Origin of the sequence: Actinomadura harenae, from assembly GCF_003696215.1 — a bacterium.
Lineage (GTDB): Bacteria > Actinomycetota > Actinomycetes > Streptosporangiales > Streptosporangiaceae > Spirillospora > Spirillospora harenae.
In genome coordinates this window covers 30838-47709 of sequence record NZ_RFFG01000012.1, presented here as the reverse complement: position 1 = coordinate 47709, position 16872 = coordinate 30838, and the positions used below count along the sequence as shown (strand labels likewise).

15 protein-coding genes are annotated in these 16872 nt (G+C 72.6%); 7 read left to right on the top strand and 8 right to left on the bottom strand.

The features are described 5' to 3' along the window. The first annotated feature begins 10 nt into the window (after positions 1–10). From EBO15_RS08995 to EBO15_RS08985, 3 genes are all read left to right on the top strand, one after another. Positions 11–1510: a 3-hydroxyacyl-CoA dehydrogenase gene (locus EBO15_RS08995; protein WP_122193868.1), complete on the top strand. Its 1500-nt coding sequence runs from the start codon at positions 11–13 to the stop codon at positions 1508–1510. Positions 1511–1652: 142 nt separating this feature from the next. Then, on the top strand, positions 1653–1970 hold the full coding sequence (locus tag EBO15_RS08990; protein ID WP_122193867.1) for an ATP/GTP-binding protein: 318 nt from the start codon (positions 1653–1655) through the stop codon (positions 1968–1970). A gap of 156 nt (positions 1971–2126) precedes the next feature. Beyond that, entirely contained in the window at positions 2127–2921 is a 795-nt protein-coding gene (locus EBO15_RS08985; protein ID WP_122193866.1) for an alpha/beta fold hydrolase, read from the top strand. Between the two features lie 22 nt (positions 2922–2943). On the opposite strand, the gene EBO15_RS08980 is transcribed toward EBO15_RS08985, so the two are convergent. The 3 genes from EBO15_RS08980 to mce all read right to left on the bottom strand — a co-directional run bounded on the left by EBO15_RS08980 (position 2944) and on the right by mce (position 6599). After that, a complete protein-coding gene (locus tag EBO15_RS08980) occupies positions 2944–4272 on the bottom strand; it encodes an AI-2E family transporter (protein ID WP_233616065.1) in 1329 nt (442 codons plus the stop codon). Between the two features lie 187 nt (positions 4273–4459). After that, a complete protein-coding gene (locus EBO15_RS08975) occupies positions 4460–5818 on the bottom strand; it encodes a DivIVA domain-containing protein (RefSeq protein WP_122193865.1) in 1359 nt (452 codons plus the stop codon). A gap of 352 nt (positions 5819–6170) precedes the next feature. Next, positions 6171–6599 carry a methylmalonyl-CoA epimerase gene (gene mce / locus EBO15_RS08970; protein WP_122193864.1) on the bottom strand — a complete coding sequence of 143 codons (429 nt, stop codon included), beginning with the start codon at positions 6597–6599 and terminating at the stop codon, positions 6171–6173. Between the two features lie 82 nt (positions 6600–6681). On the opposite strand from mce, the gene EBO15_RS08965 reads away from it, so the two are divergent. After that, entirely contained in the window at positions 6682–7875 is a 1194-nt protein-coding gene (locus tag EBO15_RS08965) for an acetyl-CoA C-acetyltransferase (protein WP_233616064.1), read from the top strand. A gap of 75 nt (positions 7876–7950) precedes the next feature. Here EBO15_RS08965 and EBO15_RS08960 read toward each other — a convergent pair whose 3' ends face one another. Together EBO15_RS08960 and EBO15_RS08955 are read right to left on the bottom strand one after the other, a co-directional pair. Continuing rightward, positions 7951–8664, bottom strand: coding sequence for a DUF4230 domain-containing protein (locus tag EBO15_RS08960; RefSeq protein ID WP_122193863.1), 714 nt, complete (start codon positions 8662–8664; stop codon positions 7951–7953). A gap of 211 nt (positions 8665–8875) precedes the next feature. Further along, positions 8876–9634, bottom strand: coding sequence for a DUF2127 domain-containing protein (locus EBO15_RS08955; protein ID WP_122193862.1), 759 nt, complete (start codon positions 9632–9634; stop codon positions 8876–8878). 104 nt (positions 9635–9738) lie between these two features. Between EBO15_RS08955 and EBO15_RS08950 the strand changes: the two genes are divergently transcribed. Then, positions 9739–10071, top strand: coding sequence for a DUF3817 domain-containing protein (locus tag EBO15_RS08950; RefSeq protein ID WP_122193861.1), 333 nt, complete (start codon positions 9739–9741; stop codon positions 10069–10071). On the opposite strand, the gene EBO15_RS08945 is transcribed toward EBO15_RS08950, so the two are convergent. Together EBO15_RS08945 and EBO15_RS45855 are read right to left on the bottom strand one after the other, a co-directional pair. Then, positions 10068–11840, bottom strand: a complete 1773-nt coding sequence (locus EBO15_RS08945) for a hypothetical protein (RefSeq protein ID WP_199744413.1) — start codon at positions 11838–11840, stop codon at positions 10068–10070. The genes EBO15_RS08950 and EBO15_RS08945 overlap by 4 nt on opposite strands. After that, complete coding sequence (locus tag EBO15_RS45855) at positions 11833–12852, bottom strand: ATP-binding cassette domain-containing protein (protein WP_233616063.1); 1020 nt, start codon at positions 12850–12852, stop codon at positions 11833–11835. The genes EBO15_RS08945 and EBO15_RS45855 overlap by 8 nt, the downstream gene beginning before the upstream one ends. Before the next feature lie 492 nt (positions 12853–13344). On the opposite strand from EBO15_RS45855, the gene EBO15_RS08935 reads away from it, so the two are divergent. Next, positions 13345–14307 carry a tetratricopeptide repeat protein gene (locus EBO15_RS08935; protein WP_233616062.1) on the top strand — a complete coding sequence of 321 codons (963 nt, stop codon included), beginning with the start codon at positions 13345–13347 and terminating at the stop codon, positions 14305–14307. A 361-nt stretch (positions 14308–14668) separates the two neighbouring features. Then, positions 14669–16072, top strand: a complete 1404-nt coding sequence (locus EBO15_RS08930; RefSeq protein WP_122193859.1) for an NAD-dependent malic enzyme — start codon at positions 14669–14671, stop codon at positions 16070–16072. A 95-nt stretch (positions 16073–16167) separates the two neighbouring features. On the opposite strand, the gene EBO15_RS08925 is transcribed toward EBO15_RS08930, so the two are convergent. Further along, on the bottom strand, positions 16168–16872 hold the full coding sequence (locus EBO15_RS08925) for a hypothetical protein (RefSeq protein WP_122193858.1): 705 nt from the start codon (positions 16870–16872) through the stop codon (positions 16168–16170).

Here is a 16872-nt window from a genome sequence, read left to right as displayed (position 1 = left end):
ACTGCCGTCCATGAGTGAGGGTTCGTTCAGCAGGGTCGGAGTCGTCGGGCTCGGCACCATGGGTGCGGGCATCGCGGAGGTGCTGGCGCGCGGCGGCCTCGCCGTCGTCGGCGTAGAGATCAACCAGGACGCGCTGGACCGCGGGCGCGGGCACCTGGAGAAGTCCACCGGACGGGCGGTGAAGCGCGGCAGGCTGACCGAGGACGGGCGGCGGGAGATCCTCGACCGGATCGAGCTGACCACCGACTTCGGCGACCTCTCCGACTGCGACTTGGTCGTGGAGGCCGTGCCGGAGCGGCTCGACCTGAAGCACAAGGTGTTCGCCGAGCTGGACAAGGTCGTCCGGGACGACGCGATCCTCGCGACCAACACGTCCTCGCTGTCGGTGACGGCGATCGCCGCCGCGACGGGCCGTCCGGCCAAGGTCGTCGGCGTCCACTTCTTCAACCCCGCGCCGGTCATGAAGCTGGTCGAGGTGATCGGCACCGTCCTGACCGAGGACGGCGCCGTGGACCGCGTCGCGGCCCTGGGCGAGGGTCTCGGCAAGACCCCGGTCGTGATCGGCGACCGCGCCGGGTTCGTCGCGAACCGGCTGCTGTTCGGCTACCTCAACGACGCCGCGTCCATGCTGGAGACCAGGCACGCGACGCGGGACGACATCGACACCGCCATGACCGCGGGCGGCGGGCTCCCGATGGGCCCGTTCACGCTCATGGACCTGATCGGCCTGGACACCTGCCTGGAGGTCCTCGAGGCGATCCACGCCGAGACCCGTGACCGGCGTCACGCGCCCGCGCCGGTGCTGCGCGAGCTGGTCACCGCCGGGCTGCTCGGCCGCAAGACCGGGCGCGGTTTCCATTCCTACGAGACCGCCGCGGACGCCGAGGAGGCGACCGGCGGCCCGGTCCCGTCCGTCGCGATCGTCGGGGACGAGCCGCTGAGCCGCGCGTTCGCGGCCGCCGCGTCCGCCGCCGGGGCCCCGACCGCCAAGGTCGAGAACGCCGACCTGGTCGTGGCGTCCGGCGAGGACGCCGACGTGGCGTCCATCGAGGCCCGGGTGAAGCGGGGCGCGATCGTCCTCAGCGACGGCGGCCTGACCGGCGGTGGCGCGCTCGCCGCGCACAAGCCCGAGAAGGACCGTCCGCTCGTCGAGATCGGCCTCACCCCGGTGACCCCGCCCGCCGCCGCCGAGCGCGCCGCCGCACTGGTCGCGGCCCTCGGCCTCACCCCGGTCCGCTGCCGGGCCCGCCGCGGTTACATCGTGGACGCGCTGCGCTTCCCGTACATCAACGACGCCGTCGCGATGCTGGACGCCGGTTACGCCGACGCCGACGCGATCGACGCCGCGATGACCCTGGGCTGCGGCTACCCGGCCGGCCCGATCGCCGAGATCGACCGCCTCGGCATCGGCCGCGCCCTCGACCAGCTCGAGTACGACCCGGACGAGGCGAACTCCGCCGTCTCCGACCGCCTCCGCGAGCAGTGGGACCTCGGCCTCACCTTCCGCTGACACCCCTGCGGGCCCGCCCCTGCTCGCCGGGGCGGGCCCGTGCCACCTCTCGCGGGAGGACCCGCACCCCGCTTCACGGGAGGACCCGCACCCCGCTTCACGGGAGGACCCGCACCCCGCGCGCGCCTTTATCCTTGATCTCATGAGCCCCCGGAAAAACCGCCGCAATTCGCCGGACCGTCGTGGTCCCGGCGGGGGTGGCGCGTCCTGGGCGGACGACACCGAGGACGCCCCGGACGGCGAGTGGCACGTCCGGACGGTCGCCGGGGCGAACGCGGCCAAGGCGTACCGCTGCCCCGGCTGCGACCAGCTCATCCCGGCCGGAGTCGGGCACATCGTGGCGTGGCCCTCCGGTCCCGGCGGGGCGGACGACCGCCGCCACTGGCATCGTCCCTGCTGGCAGGCCCGTTCGCGGCGCGCGCCCAACACCGTCCGCTCCCGCAACGCCCCCCGCTACTGAGCGCCCCCACATCGGACCATCCACCCGATGTGGACAAACCCGGACGGCCGATCGCGGCCAGAGGTGTCGGCGAGGTGCCGGTTCGGGGTGACGATTGGCTGACCGCCGCGTGGCCGGTGGGGGTCCAGGTCGTCAACGGGGAGGGGCAGCGCTGTCATGACCGCCGTGCAGCTGTACGCCAGGGACGTCGGGACGGGCACGCCGCTCGTGCTGCTGCACGCGTTCCCGCTGTCCTCGGCCATGTGGCTGGCGCAGCGGGAGGCGCTGGCGAACCGGTTCCGCGTCGTCACCCCCGACCTGCGCGGCTTCGGCGGGTCCGTGCTCGGCCCGGACGACCCGTCCGTGGACGCCATGGCCGACGACGTCGCCCGGATGTTCCGCACCCTCGGCGTCCAGCGCGCCGTGGTCGGCGGCCTGTCCCTGGGCGGGCACGTCGCGACGGCACTGTGCCGCCGCCACCCCGACCTCGTCCTCGGCCTGGTCCTGTGCGCGACCCCCGGGGCCGCCGACGCCGCCGACGCGAGCGCGGCGCGGCTGCGGCAGGCCGACCGCCTCGAACGCGACGCCGACGTCTCCGTCCTGGTGGACGAGGTGCTCCCCGATCTCGTCGGGCCGACCACGATGCGGCAGCGGGCGCTGGTCTACGGACGCGTCCGGGGGCTCGTCCAGTCCACGCCGCCGCGCGCGGCCGCGTGGGCCCAGCGCGCGATGGCCGGACGTCCCGAGGCGTTCGACACGCTGCGCGGCGTGAAGGTCCCGGGGCTGGTCATGGTCGGCGCGGAGGACGTCCTGGCGTCCGAGGCGGACGCCCGCGCCGTGGCGGAGGCGATGCCGAACGCCGAGCTGATGATCGTCCCGCGCGCCGGGCACCTCGTCCCGGTCGAGCAGCCGGACCTGTTCAACCAGGCCGTCTCCGAGTTCGCCGCGGCCCTCTCCCGCACCGCCCGCTGACCGGCGTCCCCGGCCGCCGGGGTCAGGCGGACTCCTGCCGCGGCAGGACGATCTCCCGGATGAGCAGCGAGATCGCCGCCGCCGTCGGGATCGCGATCAGCGCGCCCACGACGCCGAGCAGCGCCGCGCCGATGAGCGCCGCGACGATCGTCACCGCGGGCTGGACGTCCACGGTCTTCTTCATCACGCGCGGGTAGACCAGGTAGTTCTCCACCTGCTGGTAGACGACGTAGAAGATCACGGCCGCGATGCCCTCGTACATGCCGGTGAGGAACGCCACCAGGCACACGATCACCGCGCCGATCGTCGCGCCGACCAGCGGGATCAGGTCCGTCACCGCGACGATCAGCGACAGCGCCAGCGCGTACGGGACGCCCAGGATCTCCAGGAAGATGTAGGACGCCAGCCCCGCGATGAACGCGATCGTGAACTGCCCCGCGACGTACCCGCCGATGCGGTCGAGGATCTCGTCGCCGAGGAGCGCCACCCGGGCCCGCCGCGTCCGCGGGACGAGCTGGTAGGAGAACGCCTTGATCTGCGGCAGCGAGCCCAGGAAGTACAGCGTCAGGATCAGCACGGTCAGCGTCTTGAACGTCCCGCTGAGCGCCTGCTTGCCGATGTCGACGGCCCAGTTGGCCATCTCCTGCTGGAACTTGGAGTCGTTGAGCTTGTCCTGCGCCTGCTGGAGCAGGTGGTAGCGGCGGTCCCAGTCCGCGATCCGCCGGTTGCCCTGGAGCTGCTCGATGTAGTGCGGCAGGTTCTGCGTCAGCCCGTTCACCTGGTCGACGATCGGCGGGACGAGCGACGCGACGACCCCGGCGAAGAACAGCACGACGCCGAGGAACACCACGGCGACCGCCCAGCCCCGGGACAGCCCAAGCCGCTTCAGCCGCTCCACCGCCGGGTTCAGCCCGACCGCGAGGAACATCGCCACCACGATCGTGACCAGCGTCGACCTGGCCCCGGTCGCGGCCTTCAGCAGCAGGTAGGCGGTCATCACGCCGAGCGCGGCGGTGAACCCGAACACGAACGGGTGGTGCCGTCCGAAGGGCTCTCCGGGCCGTCCGAACGGGAACCGCCGGTCGGCCTTCGCCTCCTGCTTCAGCTGCTCGACCCGCTCGACCGCGTCGTGCGCGTCGCCTGCGACCGTGTCGCCTTCCACCGTGTCGCCTTCCACCGCGTCGTCCTTCGCCGTCGCGGGTTCAGGGACGGCGGCGCCGTTCGTCCGCGCGCCGCTCTCCGGCGGCGTGGACGTGGCGACGGCGGTGGCGCCGAGGGATTCGGTGGCGCCGAGGGATTCGGCGATGCTCGGGGATTCCGTCCCGGCGGACGGCGGGGTGTCGTCAGGCACTCCGGCTCTCCTTTGTGGTCCTGGTCCGGGCGGAGCTCAGGACGAGAACGATACATCGGGTAAAGCCGCGTTAACCTCCACGAACCCTCGTCCCCGGGGCGCCGCCCCGGAAAAAGGACGAGGCCCAGCGGCGGATGCCGCTGGGCCTCAGTGATCCTTCGGGGGAAGGACGACCGTCAGCCGGTCGTCACTCCTGCCACCAGTCCTCGTCGTCGTCCTCGGACTTCTTGCCCTGGGGGCCCTTCGGGGCGGGCTTGCCGCCCTGCGGCTTGGCCTGGCCGTTTCCGGACGGGCCGTTGCCGGACGGGCCGCTCGGCGCCGGGGCCGGCTTGGGAGCGGGCTTCGGCTCGGGGGCCGGGGCGGGCGCCTTCTCGATCGCCGGGGCCTCCTCGGGGCCGCCGAGCGCCGGGCCGACGCCGCCGATGAGCTGGCGCAGCTGGTTGAGGTGGCTGGTGATGCTGTCGCGCTGGCGGGTGAGCTCGTCCACCTGGCGCTGCGCGGCGGTGCGGATCCGCTCGGCCTCGGCCTTGGTCTCGGCGAGCAGCTGCTCGGCCTGGCCCTTGGCCTCGGTGATGATCTGGTCGGAGTTCTTGCGCGCGTTCGCCATCAGCTGCTTGGCGTGCGAGTCGGCCTCGCGGCGCGTCTGCTCGGCCTGCTGCGTGGCCTTGGCCGCGCGCTGCTCGGCGGACGCGGCGCGCTGCTCGGCCTCGGCGACCAGCTTCTGGGTGGCCTGCTGGGCGGCGGCGTGGCGCTCGGCGTCCTGGCGGTCGGCCTCCTCGCGGCGGGCGGCCAGCTGGATCTCGAACTCGGCCTCGGCCTGCGCCCGCTGCGCCTCGGACTCCTCGAGGATGCGCTGCGCCTGCGCGCGCATCTCGTCGGCCTGCCGCTTGGCGGTGGTGAGGATCTCGTCGCGCTCGCGCTTGGTGGACGCGCGCAGCTGCGCGACCTCGCGCTCGGTGGTGGTGCGGAGCTTGGCGATCTCGCGCTCGGCGGCGGCGCGCTTCTCGGCGACCTCGTGGTCGGCGGTGGCGCGGAGCTTGGCGACCTCGCGCTCGGTCGTGGAGGTCAGCTCGTCGGCCTCGCGGCGGGCGGAGGTGCGCACCTCCTCGGCCTCGCGCTCGGCGGCGCCCCGCATGTCGTCGCACTCGCGCTGGGCGGTGGCGCGCAGCTCGGACGCGTCGCTCTCGGCGGTGGCGCGCAGCTCGGCGGCCTCCACCTTGGCGGCCGCCTTGATCTCGTTGGCCTCGCTGCGGGCCGCCTGGACGAGCTCGGTGGCCTGCTCCTCGGCGAGGCGGAGCAGCTGCTCGATCCGGGCGCCGAGCCCGGAGTAGGTCGGGCGCTCCTGCTCCTGGAGCTGGCGGTGTGCGTCCGACAGCTCGCGCTGGAGTTGCGAGGTCGACTCGCGCGTCGTGCGGACCTCGTTGTCGAGCTGCTTGATGTGCTCGTCGACCTGGTGCCGGTCGTAGCCTCGGAGCACCACGTCGAACTCGCGTGGGGGCGTGTCTTCAAAGAAGTTGCTGAGCTGGGCGTCGATGTCGGACTGCATGTGGCTCAATCCTGGTGTGACGGGGCTACGGGCCAAGGTTCCGGGGACCGGACGATCGCCTGCTTGAGGGGCGCGCCGCCCCAGACCTCCTCCGGCGGAAGAAGCGTACTCCGGGTGCTGTGCTGTTGGGGGCCCAACCGAACGCACTGGGAGGTTTGTCCGGTTCGTCTTATCGTGCCGGGAGGCCCGATTTGACGGGGGTTCCCGCCGGGAAATGCACCAGAAGTGTCCGAACGGTTACAGCACACCGTCCATGACGCCCTTGATCATGTCTGTGATATCGATCACATCACGATCTGGCGGTGTCGCCGTGGCGCGCCCGCGAAACCCCCTCGGAGGGGTGGGAACCGGCTCAGGACGTCGCCTTCTCCACCAGTTCCGTCAGGACGCCATGGCAGTCCTTCGGGTGCAGGAACGTGATCCGGGAGCCGAGCGAACCGTGCCGCGGCTCGTCGTACAGCACCCGGACGCCCTTGGCGGCGATGCCGTCCGCCTCGTCCTGGACGTCCCCGTCCGTCCCGAACGCGATGTGGTGCACGCCCTCGCCGTTCTTGGCCAGCCACTTGGCCACGGTCGAGTCGTCCCGGATCGGGGTGATCAGCTGAAGGTAGGACGCCGCCCCGTCGCCGGTGGCGTTGATCTTGAGCATGGCCTCCCGGACGCCCTGCTCCTCGTTCGTCTCGAAGTGCACGTCGGTGAACCCGTAGGTCTCCCGGTAGAAGGCGACGGTGGCCTCCAGGTCGTGACAGGCGATGCCGATGTGGTCGATGCGGGTCAGCATGGGTCCTCCCCGGGGCGAAGCGCGTTCGGTCCTGCTGAGTATCGTGGCAAACGTCCCGCCGTACGTTCTCGTGGAGGCCCCCTTGTCCGTCGGTTCCGTCATCGTCGCCGGTGCCCGCACGCCCATCGGGCGGCTGCTGGGCTCGCTGAAGGACTTCACCGCAGCCGATCTCGGCGGCCACGTGATCAAGGCCGCGCTGGAGCGCGCCGGCATCAGCGGCGACCAGGTCGACTACGTCATCCTCGGCCAGGTCCTCCAGGCCGGCGCGGGACAGATCCCCGCCCGCCAGGCCGCGGTCAAGGGCGGCATCCCGATGAGCGTGCCGTCCATCAACATCAACAAGGTCTGCCTGTCCGGCCTGGACGCGATCGCGCTCGCCGACCAGCTCATCCGCGCGGGCGAGTTCGACATCGTCGTCGCGGGCGGCATGGAGTCGATGACCCTGGCCCCGCACCTGATGCCGAAGTCGCGTGGCGGCTACAAGTACGGCTCGGTCGAGGTGCTCGACCACATGGCCTACGACGCCCTCACCGACTCGTTCGAGGGCATCTCCATGGGCGAGTCCACCGAGCGGGGCAACGCCCGGCTCGGCATCTCCCGCGAGGAGCAGGACGAGTTCAGCGCCCGCTCGCACCAGCGCGCCGCCGACGCGATCAAGAACGGCCGCTTCGACGCCGAGATCGCGCCGATCGAGATCCCGCAGCGCAAGGGCGACCCGATCGTGTTCGGCACGGACGAGGGCGTCCGCGGCGACACCACGGCCGAGACCCTCGCCCGGCTCCGCCCGTCCTTCGCCAAGGACGGCACGATCACCGCCGGGTCCGCCTCGCAGATCTCCGACGGCGCCGCCGCCGTCGTGGTCATGTCGAAGGCCAAGGCCGAGGAGCTGGGCCTCACCTGGATCGCCGAGATCGGCGCGCACGGCAACGTCGCGGGCCCGGACAGCTCGCTGCACTCCCAGCCGTCCAACGCGATCAAGCACGCGCTCGGCAAGGCCGGCCTCACCGTGGACGACCTGGACCTCATCGAGATCAACGAGGCGTTCGCGTCCGTCGGCATCCAGTCCATGCGCGACCTCGGCGTCGACGCGGAGAAGGTCAACGTCGACGGCGGCGCGATCGCGCTCGGCCACCCGGTCGGCATGTCCGGCGCGCGGCTCGTCCTGCACCTGGCCTACGAGCTGAAGCGCCGCGGCGGCGGCGTCGGCGCCGCCGGCCTCTGCGGCGGCGGCGGCCAGGGCGACGCGCTGATCATCCGCGTCCCCGGCTCCAACTGATCCCGCGCTCTCCGAGCCCCCGTCCGGTCGACGACCGGACGGGGGCTCGCGCGTCTTCTGGGCCGCCCGCCGGAGCTACTGGAGCGCCTGCTGGAAGGTGATGGTCTTGAAGCCCAGGGCGCGGAGCATGTTCTCCAGCATCGTCCGGGTGTTCTGGTCGGCGCGGGTCTGGAGGCCGCTGTCCTGCGCCGCCTTCTGGATCTTCTGGGACGCCAGCACGTACAGCTGCTGCTGGTCGTTCGGGTTGGAGCTGAAGAAGTCGCCGACGCGGTCGAACAGGCCGCGCTGTGTCGAGAACACGTAGCTGCGCTTCGGATCGAGGTTCGTCGAGTCGAGCTGCGCGTGGGGGAGCCGGACGGTCGCGGCCGTCCGGTCGGGGTTCACGCTGATGGCCCCCGATCCCAGCCGGGAGAAGTCCACGTACGCGTTCACCGAGCCCTGCCCGATGAACAGCGTGCGCCTGCCGCGCAGTGAGCCCGGCAGGTACTTCCCCTCCTTGTCCAGGTCGACGACGACCTGGAAGTCCCCTCCGGCGGCCTGGTAGCGGTGCATGTCGCGGACGGACCGCAGCAGCGCCGGGCCGCTGCGGTCCCGGGTGTCCTCGGCGAACGGGTTCAGCCAGTGGGGGAGGATCCGCAGGCCGTTCTGGACGGCGATCACCGCGGCCACGGTCACCGCGATCAGCAGGAGGGCGACGCCGATGCGGCGCCGCGGGGGCTCGGTGGCCCGGGACGGCGCCGTCGGCGTCTCCGTCCCGGGACCGGCGTCGTCCGGTCGTGAGCGTGCCATGCGGACAACATGCCCATACCTGGGCTTTACTACCGGTTGACCGATGTGAGGCTCTTCTCGGAACCGTCCGGGGGACGGCTCCGTCGCGCGTCGGGCGCGGGTCAGGCGCGGGTCAGGCGCGGGTCGGGCGCGGGTCGGGCGCGGGTCGGGCGCGGGTCGGGCGCGGGTCGGGCGCGGGTCAGGCGCGGGCCAGGCGTGCGTCGGGCCCGGGTCAGGCGTGCGCCCCGGCCGCCTCCTCGACCTCCAGGAGGGACGCGCTGCGCAGGTGCGCCTCGTGCGCGGCCTTCCCGCCCCGGACGCCGAACAGCCGCTTCGTGACCACGATGTAGACGATCAGCCCGATGTTGATCACCAGCGCCCCGATCCGGACGGCGGTGATCCGCTCGGTCAGCTCGTAGATCTCGATCGGCAGCCCGAACGAGGTCGCGATCACCGCGAAGTACTCGCCCCAGCGCTTCAGCATCCACAGGCCGATCGCCTCGGTGATCTCGATCGCGGCGTACACCAGCAGGCCGACGGCCAGCCAGCGCAGCGTGGTCGCGTTGAGGTCGAACACCTTCCGGAACGACTCCACGATCTTGGAGTGGTCCAGGTCCCAGCCGATCTGCCGGGCGAGGGGGCGCAGCAGCGGGATCTCCTTCTCGAAGATCCGCTGGATCGAGCCGCGGTTCGCGGCGAACCGCCACACGCCGTAGGCGGCGACGAGCACGACCAGGCCCCGGATGATCCGCTCGAACGCGAAGAACCGCATGATGAACGCGTCCCGCAGTTCCTTGCCGCGCTTGACCAGGGGGGCGTGGTCGGCCGGTCCGCCGCCGTGCGGCTCGCCATGGATGTAGGCGCCGCAGCGCAGGCAGCGCCAGGCGTCGCCGATGGGGGTCTCGGTGTGCAGCCGCAGCCGAAGCCGGGGCTCGTCGGGCGCGTAGGTGATGTGTCCCTTGCGCGCGCAGGTCAGCAAACTCCAGTCCACGCGGTCACCCTAGAGGTGTCGGGCGGTGCCGGCCGAGCCCGCGATGTGAGCAGCGCCATAGGCCCGTCCGAAACACTGCGGAGGGGGCGGTACGTTAGTTGCACGTGGACATCGTGAAGACCCTGCGGATCGTTTCCGTGGCCGAGGCAATCTCGTTCCTGGTGCTGCTGCTCGTGGCGATGCCGCTGAAGTACGCGGCCGACGCCCCGGTGGCGGTGCAGATCATGGGGCCGATCCACGGTGTCCTGTTCCTGGCCTATGTCGGTCTCGTCCTGCTCGGGCGCCCGTCGACCGGCTGGAACACCAAGCGGACGCTGCTGGCGCTGGTCGCCGCGGTGCTCCCGATCGCACCGTTCCTCGTCGAGCGGAACTGGCTCCGGCCGGCCGCCGACGCCCCGGCGCGGTCGGACGGCGCCCCGGAGCGGCAGGCGGTCTAGCTCCGCGTCATAAGGCTTCTGCGTGGTCGCGACGGGTCTGGGGGGTCCTGTCGTGGCCGCGCAGAGGGTATTAGCGCCCCCGCCGGGCGTCCTGGAAAGGACCGTCCGGCGCGGGGCGCATTCCTTTTCCGCCACTCGTCTCCGGCGGTTCCCTCACTCGTCTCCGACGGCCGGGGAGCCACCGTGCCGTGCCGCGTCGTCCGGTCCGGCGCCTTCCGCCCGGAGCCCTTCCTCCTCCCGGGAACCGGCCTGCGGGAGGGAACCGGCGCCCGGAACGTCCCGCCCGCCGGCGTCCTGCCCAGCGGCGCCCTGCCGGACGCCGGCCGCCTGCCGGACGACTCCGCACCGGACGACTCCGCACCGGACGACTCCGCACCACGAGAAGACCCCGCACCCCGGGACGACGACGTCCGGGTGCCGCCTGACGCCTCGCCCTTCCTTTTCTCCGTCCCCTTCTCCGCGGACGATCCGCCCGGTGCCGCGGCGGGACGGGGGGTCGCCTTCGTGAGCGTGTACGCCGGGAAGTCGGACGCGTCGAGCGAGCACTTCCGGTAGCGGCCGAAGTGGGCGCGGAGCCAGACGCGGCGGTCCTCCTCGTCCCAGAGGCCGAAGCGGCGGGACGCGCCGCGGTCGGAGATCACCGGGGCGCCCTCGCCGAGCAGCCACGCGTCCACGAGCGCCTCGTACTCCCGGGGCGGACGGGCCCGTCCGGTGCACGCGCCGGGCCGGAGCAGGCCGTCCCGGACGTCGCGGAGCACCTCGTCGGCGAAGCCGGGCCCCAGCTCGCCCGGCAGGTACAGCCGGACCAGCCCGTGCCGGACCAGCGCCGGACCCGGACCCGGCCCCGGGCGCTGCTCGACGCGGGTGAACGCGGCGGGGGTCTCCGCCAGGCGCGCCGCGAGCGGCGTCAGCGTCTCCTCCAGCGTGGGCAGCGCGGGCGCGAGCGCCGGATGCACGCACACCCGCAGCGGCCACTCGTGGCACACGTCCGCCGCCGGGGACGCCTGGACGGCCGTCCCGTGCGTGCCGTGCAGCCGCACCGTGACGGCCCCCGTGAGGACGAGCGCCGCGGCGACCCCCAGCAGCAGCGCGGCCCGGCGCGTCACCCACCAGCAGTACGCCAGCGTGAGCGCGATGCCGAGCCCCGCCGCGCACACCGTCTGGTCCGCCAGGACGACCGGGTTCAGGCCGGTGAACAGCTCGACCCGGTGGAGCGCGGCGGGCGGCAGCAGGCTCCACCAGGACGTCCCCGGGAGCCGGGCCGCCGCCCACACCGCCGCGGCCGCCGGGACGACCAGCGCCGTCGTGGACCGTGGGACGAGCCGTCCGGCGAGGTAGCCCACCGTGACGTGCAGGGCGAGCGAGGCCGACGCGGCCGTCAGGCCGAGCAGCGCGGGCTGCCCGGCCTCCACGCGCATCAGGGTCCGGACGACGATCACCCCGACCACGACCGCGTAGGACGCCAGCGCCACCATGATCAGCAGCGCCAGGTCGAACAGCACGCCGGTGATCGGCGACCGGGACGTGACGACCCGCAGGTAGTCGAGGCGCCGCTCCCGCGCGCCCGCGAGGGCGGCGAACCCGGCCGCGACCGGTCCCATCACCCGCACCGCGTTCACCAGGGCGACGATGGAGTTGTCCCAGTAGGCGACCCCCGGCAGCAGGGTCGGCCAGGCCGCGGCGATGCCCGAGGCCGCCAGTACCGCCGCCCCGGCCAGGGGCCTGGCCCGCCGCGCGTCCGCCCAGAGCACGCGGCTGAGGTCAGCCACCGGCCGCGCTTCCCAACGGCACCAGCCTCCTCCACGCCGCTATGCCCTCCGTCTTGTCCTTCCGGCGGCCCGCGTCCGCCTTGTCGGCGTCCGGGGCCTCGGGTTCGCGGCGCCGGTGGACGAGCGCGTCGAGCACGCTCGTGTCACTCGGCGCGGGCGCGGGGACGGCGGCTTGCGCGTACGCGCGGGGTGGGGAGGCGCCGCTCGCCTCGGCGGCCACCGTGAGGCGTCCGCGCGCGAGCGAGAGCACCTGATCGCAGATGCCCGCGAGGGCCTTCGCCGAGGCCCCCGTCACCAGGACGGTCGGAGCGAGAGAACGCAGCACCGGCACCAGCTCGGACAACGCGCGCGCATGAGCCGTTCCACCCAACGGCTCCGAATCCTGCGCCGGCATGTCCTCCGCCCCGGACGGCCCGTCGTCCTCACCCCGTGTGAAGGCGCCCAGCCGTCCGAGCAGCCGCGGCAGGGACGCCGTGAACTCCCCGCGCTCGCCGTCCGCGGCGACCCTCTCGACCAGGTCGTCGAGCGGATCGTCCAGCAGGACGATGTCGGGTTGGTGCACGCACGTCGCGGCGAGGCCCACCCGGAGCCGGACGTCGGGCGGCAGCAGGGACAGTTCGGTGTCCGCCACATCCGAAAGGTCCATGCGCCGCAGAATGCCGCGCGCGTCTGATTCCCGTGCCCGCCGGTAGTAGGCCGCATAGCCCACGAATTCCGCGGCCGAAATGTTCGGCTCGCGCCAGAAGCCCGACGGAAGATAGCCGATCCTCGCGCGCACGGCGCGCAGATCTGAGGTTTTCCCGGTACGGTGACCGAGGATTTCGATTTCGCCGACACTGGGTCGGCGAAGCGTCGCGAACGTGGCCAGCAGCGTCGATTTGCCCGCACCCGGCGGGCCGGCAACACCGATCAGGCCCTCGGCGATACCGAGGGCCGTCGGACGGAGGAGCCACCGCCCCCCGCGGCGGACCCCCATCCCATGGGCCACGATCGCGGATGCGTCCGCGACCATTTCAGTTATCCCCCCGTTGGTTCACGAGCCCGGCCCGAGACCGCCCCCGGCCCGCCCGCGACCCCCGTCGCTCGGCGGTGCGTTTCATCACGGCCGAGCAGGCCGGCTGATGAAACTCTCGTGGACGTCGAACCGTGCACGACCAGGCGACTATAACCAGTCTTGGTGATCGGCGTCAGCTCGCTTTTGCTATTGAGCTGCGGGGATCTGATTCTTTACCTTTCGCGTCGTTGGAGGATCCGTGTCGCACGAATTCCGGACCGGTCGCCATTGTCCGCGACCTCCCGTCGTGCGTTCCGGTGACCGGCCGCAGGGCGGGCCCGTGACCACGCGGCCGACACGCGGCCGACATGGGGCCGACATGGGGCACGGTGTGACACGCGCTACAGGTCCCGCGGCATGTCCCGTGCGCGGAGGCCGGTCCGAGTTCGCCTCCAGAGGACACCTGCGGCTGCTCATGCGACACGCGCTCTCATGCGGCAGGATGTACATATGCCTTCTCGGGACTTTTCGATGTACGGGGCCGTCGACCTGGGGGCCGTCCAGGCGGCCTCGAAGCAGCGCCAGGAGCGTCAGGCGCGCGCGGCCCAGACCGGGGACGGCGCGCCCGCGCCCGCCGGGGCGCCCGCGGGCGGCCCGTTCGTCGTGGACGTCACCGACCAGACCTTCAACACCGAGGTCGTGGAGCGGTCGCAGGCCGTCCCGGTGCTCGTGGACTTCTGGGCGGAATGGTGCGGGCCCTGCAAGCAGCTCGGCCCGATCCTGGAGAAGCTGGCGGAGGAGGCAGCGGGCCGCTGGGTCCTCGCCAAGGTCGACATCGACGCGAACCCGCAGCTCGGCGCGTACATGCAGCAGATGGGCGTGCGCGGCATCCCGTTCGTCGCGGCGGTCGTCCAGGGGCAGCTGCTGCCGTTCCTGAACGGCGCGGCCCCCGAGGCCCAGGTGCGCCAGGCCATCGACCAGCTCTTCGAGGCGCTGGTCAAGGAGGGCCTGATCCCGGAGATCCCGGCCGGTGAGGCCCCCGCGTCCGACCTGCCGTCCGCCGACACGACCTACGACGCCGCCGAGGACGCGCTGCGCGCCGGTGATCTGGACGCCGCGCGCGCCGCGTTCCAGGACATCCTCGCCCGCGACCCCCGGGACGACGAGGCCAGGCGCGGCATCGCGCTCGTCGACCTCAGCGGGCGCGTCCAGGAGCTGGACGCGCAGCGCGCGCTGCAGGACGCCGAGGCCAAGCCCGGCGACGCCCAGGCGCAGATCGACGCCGCCGACGTCGAGATGGTGTCCGGCCAGGTCGAGGCCGCGTTCGCTCGTCTCGTCTCCGCCGTCCGCCGCACCGCGGGCGATGACCGTGACGCCGTCCGCAAGCACCTGCTCACGCTGTTCGAGGTGCTCCCGCAGGACGACCCGCGCGTCGCCAAGGGCCGCCGCTCCCTCCAGAGCGCCCTCTTCTAGACCCGTCCGACGGCTTGCCGCAGGGCGCGTTCCTCCACCGCGGGGACGCGCCCTGCGGCGTCCCCGGCCCTTCCGGGGCCCTCACCCACTAGCGCGCGCTGTGGCGGAACGCACTAGTGCGGCTTGTTGCAGAACGCGCTTTTTTAACCGCGCAAGCATAAAGTGTCCTTCTGATCGGGGACGGCGTGGTGAGCGCGTATCCTCGTTGGCGGTGACCGCGCCCCGCCCGCCCCATGCGACGCCCTCTCAAGGACGCCCTCGGAGTAGCGCGCTCACGCCGCCCCGGAACCCGGTCCCCGGTCTCCGGGCGGGTCGACGAACGGAGCCGGTGAGACGTAGCCGGTAGACAGGGAGCAGTGTCGTGGCCAGCGTGCCCAGCGTGTCGTACTCCATCACCGTCCGGCTGGAGGTCCCGGCCGGCGGCAAGGCCGTCAGCCAGATCACCCACGTCGTAGAGAACGCCGGGGGCATCGTGACCGCCCTCGACGTGAACACCGCCGGGCACGAGACGCTGCGCATCGACGTCACCATCGCCACCCGCGACACCGAGCACGCCGAGGCGATCTCCGCCGCGCTGGAGACGATCGACGACATCAAGATCCACAAGGTCTCGGACCGGACCTTCCTCATGCACCTCGGCGGCAAGATCGAGATGCAGTCGAAGGTGCCGCTGCGCACCCGCGACGAGCTGTCCATGGCGTACACGCCGGGCGTCGCGCGGGTCTCGCTCGCGATCGCCCGCAACCCCGAGGACGTCCGGCGGCTGACGATCAAGCGCAACAGCGTCGCGGTCGTCACCGACGGCTCGGCGGTGCTCGGCCTCGGCAACATCGGCCCGGAGGCCGCGCTGCCGGTCATGGAGGGCAAGGCGGCCCTGTTCAAGCGGTTCGCCGGGATCGACGCCTGGCCGATCTGCCTCGACACGCAGGACACCGACGAGATCGTCCGGACGGTCCAGATCCTCGCGCCCGCGTTCGGCGGCATCAACCTGGAGGACATCTCCGCGCCGCGCTGCTTCGAGGTCGAGGCCCGGCTGCGCGAGCTGCTGGACATCCCGGTCTTCCATGACGACCAGCACGGCACCGCGATCTGCGTCCTCGCGGCGCTCACCAACGCGCTGCGCGTGGTCGGCAAGGACATCGGGTCCGTCCGCATCGCGATGTCCGGCGCGGGCGCGGCGGGCACCGCGATCCTGAAGCTGCTGCTGCACGCCGGGGCCAAGAACGTGGTCGTCTGCGACTACTACGGCGCCGTCCACCTGGGCCGCACCGACCTGGACGACTCGCTCCGCTGGATCGCCGAGCACACCAACGCCGAGGGCTACGACGGTGACCTGAAGGGCGCGGTCGCGGGCGCGGACGTGTTCGTCGGGGTGTCCGCGCCGGGCATCCTGACCGGGGACGACATCGCGACGATGAACGACGACGCGATCGTGTTCGCGCTGGCCAACCCCGAGCCCGAGGTGTCGCCGGACGAGGCGCGCGAGCACGCCGCCGTCGTCGCCACCGGCCGCAGCGACTACCCGAACCAGATCAACAACGTGCTCGCGTTCCCCGGCGTGTTCCGCGGGCTGCTGGACGCGCAGGCCGCCGGCGTCACGCAGGGCATGCTGCTCGCCGCGGCCCAGGCGCTCGCCGAGGTCGTCACGCCGGGCGAGCTGGGCCCGAACTACATCGTCCCGAGCGTGTTCCACCCGGAGGTCGCGGGACGGGTCGCGGGCGCCGTCCGCGAGGCCGCGGGGGGCCGTCCGCGCACGGAGGCCTGACCCTTCCGCCACGTCGGATCAGCAACAGCGCATCCACGGCACGGAGAACGGCCCGGGGCGTCGCCGCCCCGGGCCGTTCCGTTCTTCTCGGCGTCCTACTTGGCGGTCTTGTTGCCGAACATCGGGTCGCGGCGGCGCGGCCAGATGCCGCCGTACCAGAGGATGATCGCGCCGGTCAGCAGGGCGCCCGCGCCCGTCGCGACCCGCGCCCAGATCATGGCCGAGTCGGCGCCGGTGTGCGGGAGCCTGGTCGGCTTCCTGCCGGGCGCCGCGACCGCGCAGTTCGCCTTGATCGCCTTCTCCTTGACCAGCCGGTGCGCGGAGTCGTTCACCACGACGAGCGTCCGCCGTCCCTGCTGGAGGCGGAGCGAGCTGGTCCGGGTCGCGCCCGCGGCGATCTTCGCGGTGACCGGGGTGGAGTTGTCGTCCCGCTCGACCGAGTAGCCCTGCTCCTGCGAGCTCTCGTTCCGGACGGTCACGTCGACCGTCCGGCCGGGGCAGTCCACCGAGCCGAACGTGACCGCGAGCGGCTGCGCGCCGCCCTGGGACGGCGTGGAGGTCGGCTTGTGCGTCGGCGTCGCCCCGTGCGTGGGGCTGTGCGTCGGTGACGCCTTCCCCTTCTTCGTCGGGGTGCCCGTCCCGCCGCCGGACGGCGACGTCGACGGCACCGAGCTCGAGTTGGCGACGGGTTCGTTCGTGGTGTGGGCTCCGCCCGAACTCCACTTCATCAGCGCCGGGACGGCGATCAGCGCCCCTATGACGAAGAAGACGGCGGCGATGACGACCCGCGGCAACTGCAT

What these genes read in the sequence shown, in the direction of transcription:
- EBO15_RS08995 (WP_122193868.1), top strand. Translation starts at nt 11, where the DNA reads ATGAGTGAGGGTTCGTTCAGCAGGGTCGGAGTCGTCGGGCTCGGCACC.
- EBO15_RS08990 (WP_122193867.1), top strand. Translation starts at nt 1,653, where the DNA reads ATGAGCCCCCGGAAAAACCGCCGCAATTCGCCGGACCGTCGTGGTCCC.
- EBO15_RS08985 (WP_122193866.1), top strand. Translation starts at nt 2,127, where the DNA reads ATGACCGCCGTGCAGCTGTACGCCAGGGACGTCGGGACGGGCACGCCG.
- EBO15_RS08975 (WP_122193865.1), bottom strand. Translation starts at nt 5,818, where the DNA reads ATGCAGTCCGACATCGACGCCCAGCTCAGCAACTTCTTTGAAGACACG.
- mce (WP_122193864.1), bottom strand. Translation starts at nt 6,599, where the DNA reads ATGCTGACCCGCATCGACCACATCGGCATCGCCTGTCACGACCTGGAG.
- EBO15_RS08960 (WP_122193863.1), bottom strand. Translation starts at nt 8,664, where the DNA reads ATGGCACGCTCACGACCGGACGACGCCGGTCCCGGGACGGAGACGCCG.
- EBO15_RS45855 (WP_233616063.1), bottom strand. Translation starts at nt 12,852, where the DNA reads ATGGTCGCGGACGCATCCGCGATCGTGGCCCATGGGATGGGGGTCCGC.
- EBO15_RS08935 (WP_233616062.1), top strand. Translation starts at nt 13,345, where the DNA reads ATGCCTTCTCGGGACTTTTCGATGTACGGGGCCGTCGACCTGGGGGCC.
- EBO15_RS08925 (WP_122193858.1), bottom strand. Translation starts at nt 16,872, where the DNA reads ATGCAGTTGCCGCGGGTCGTCATCGCCGCCGTCTTCTTCGTCATAGGG.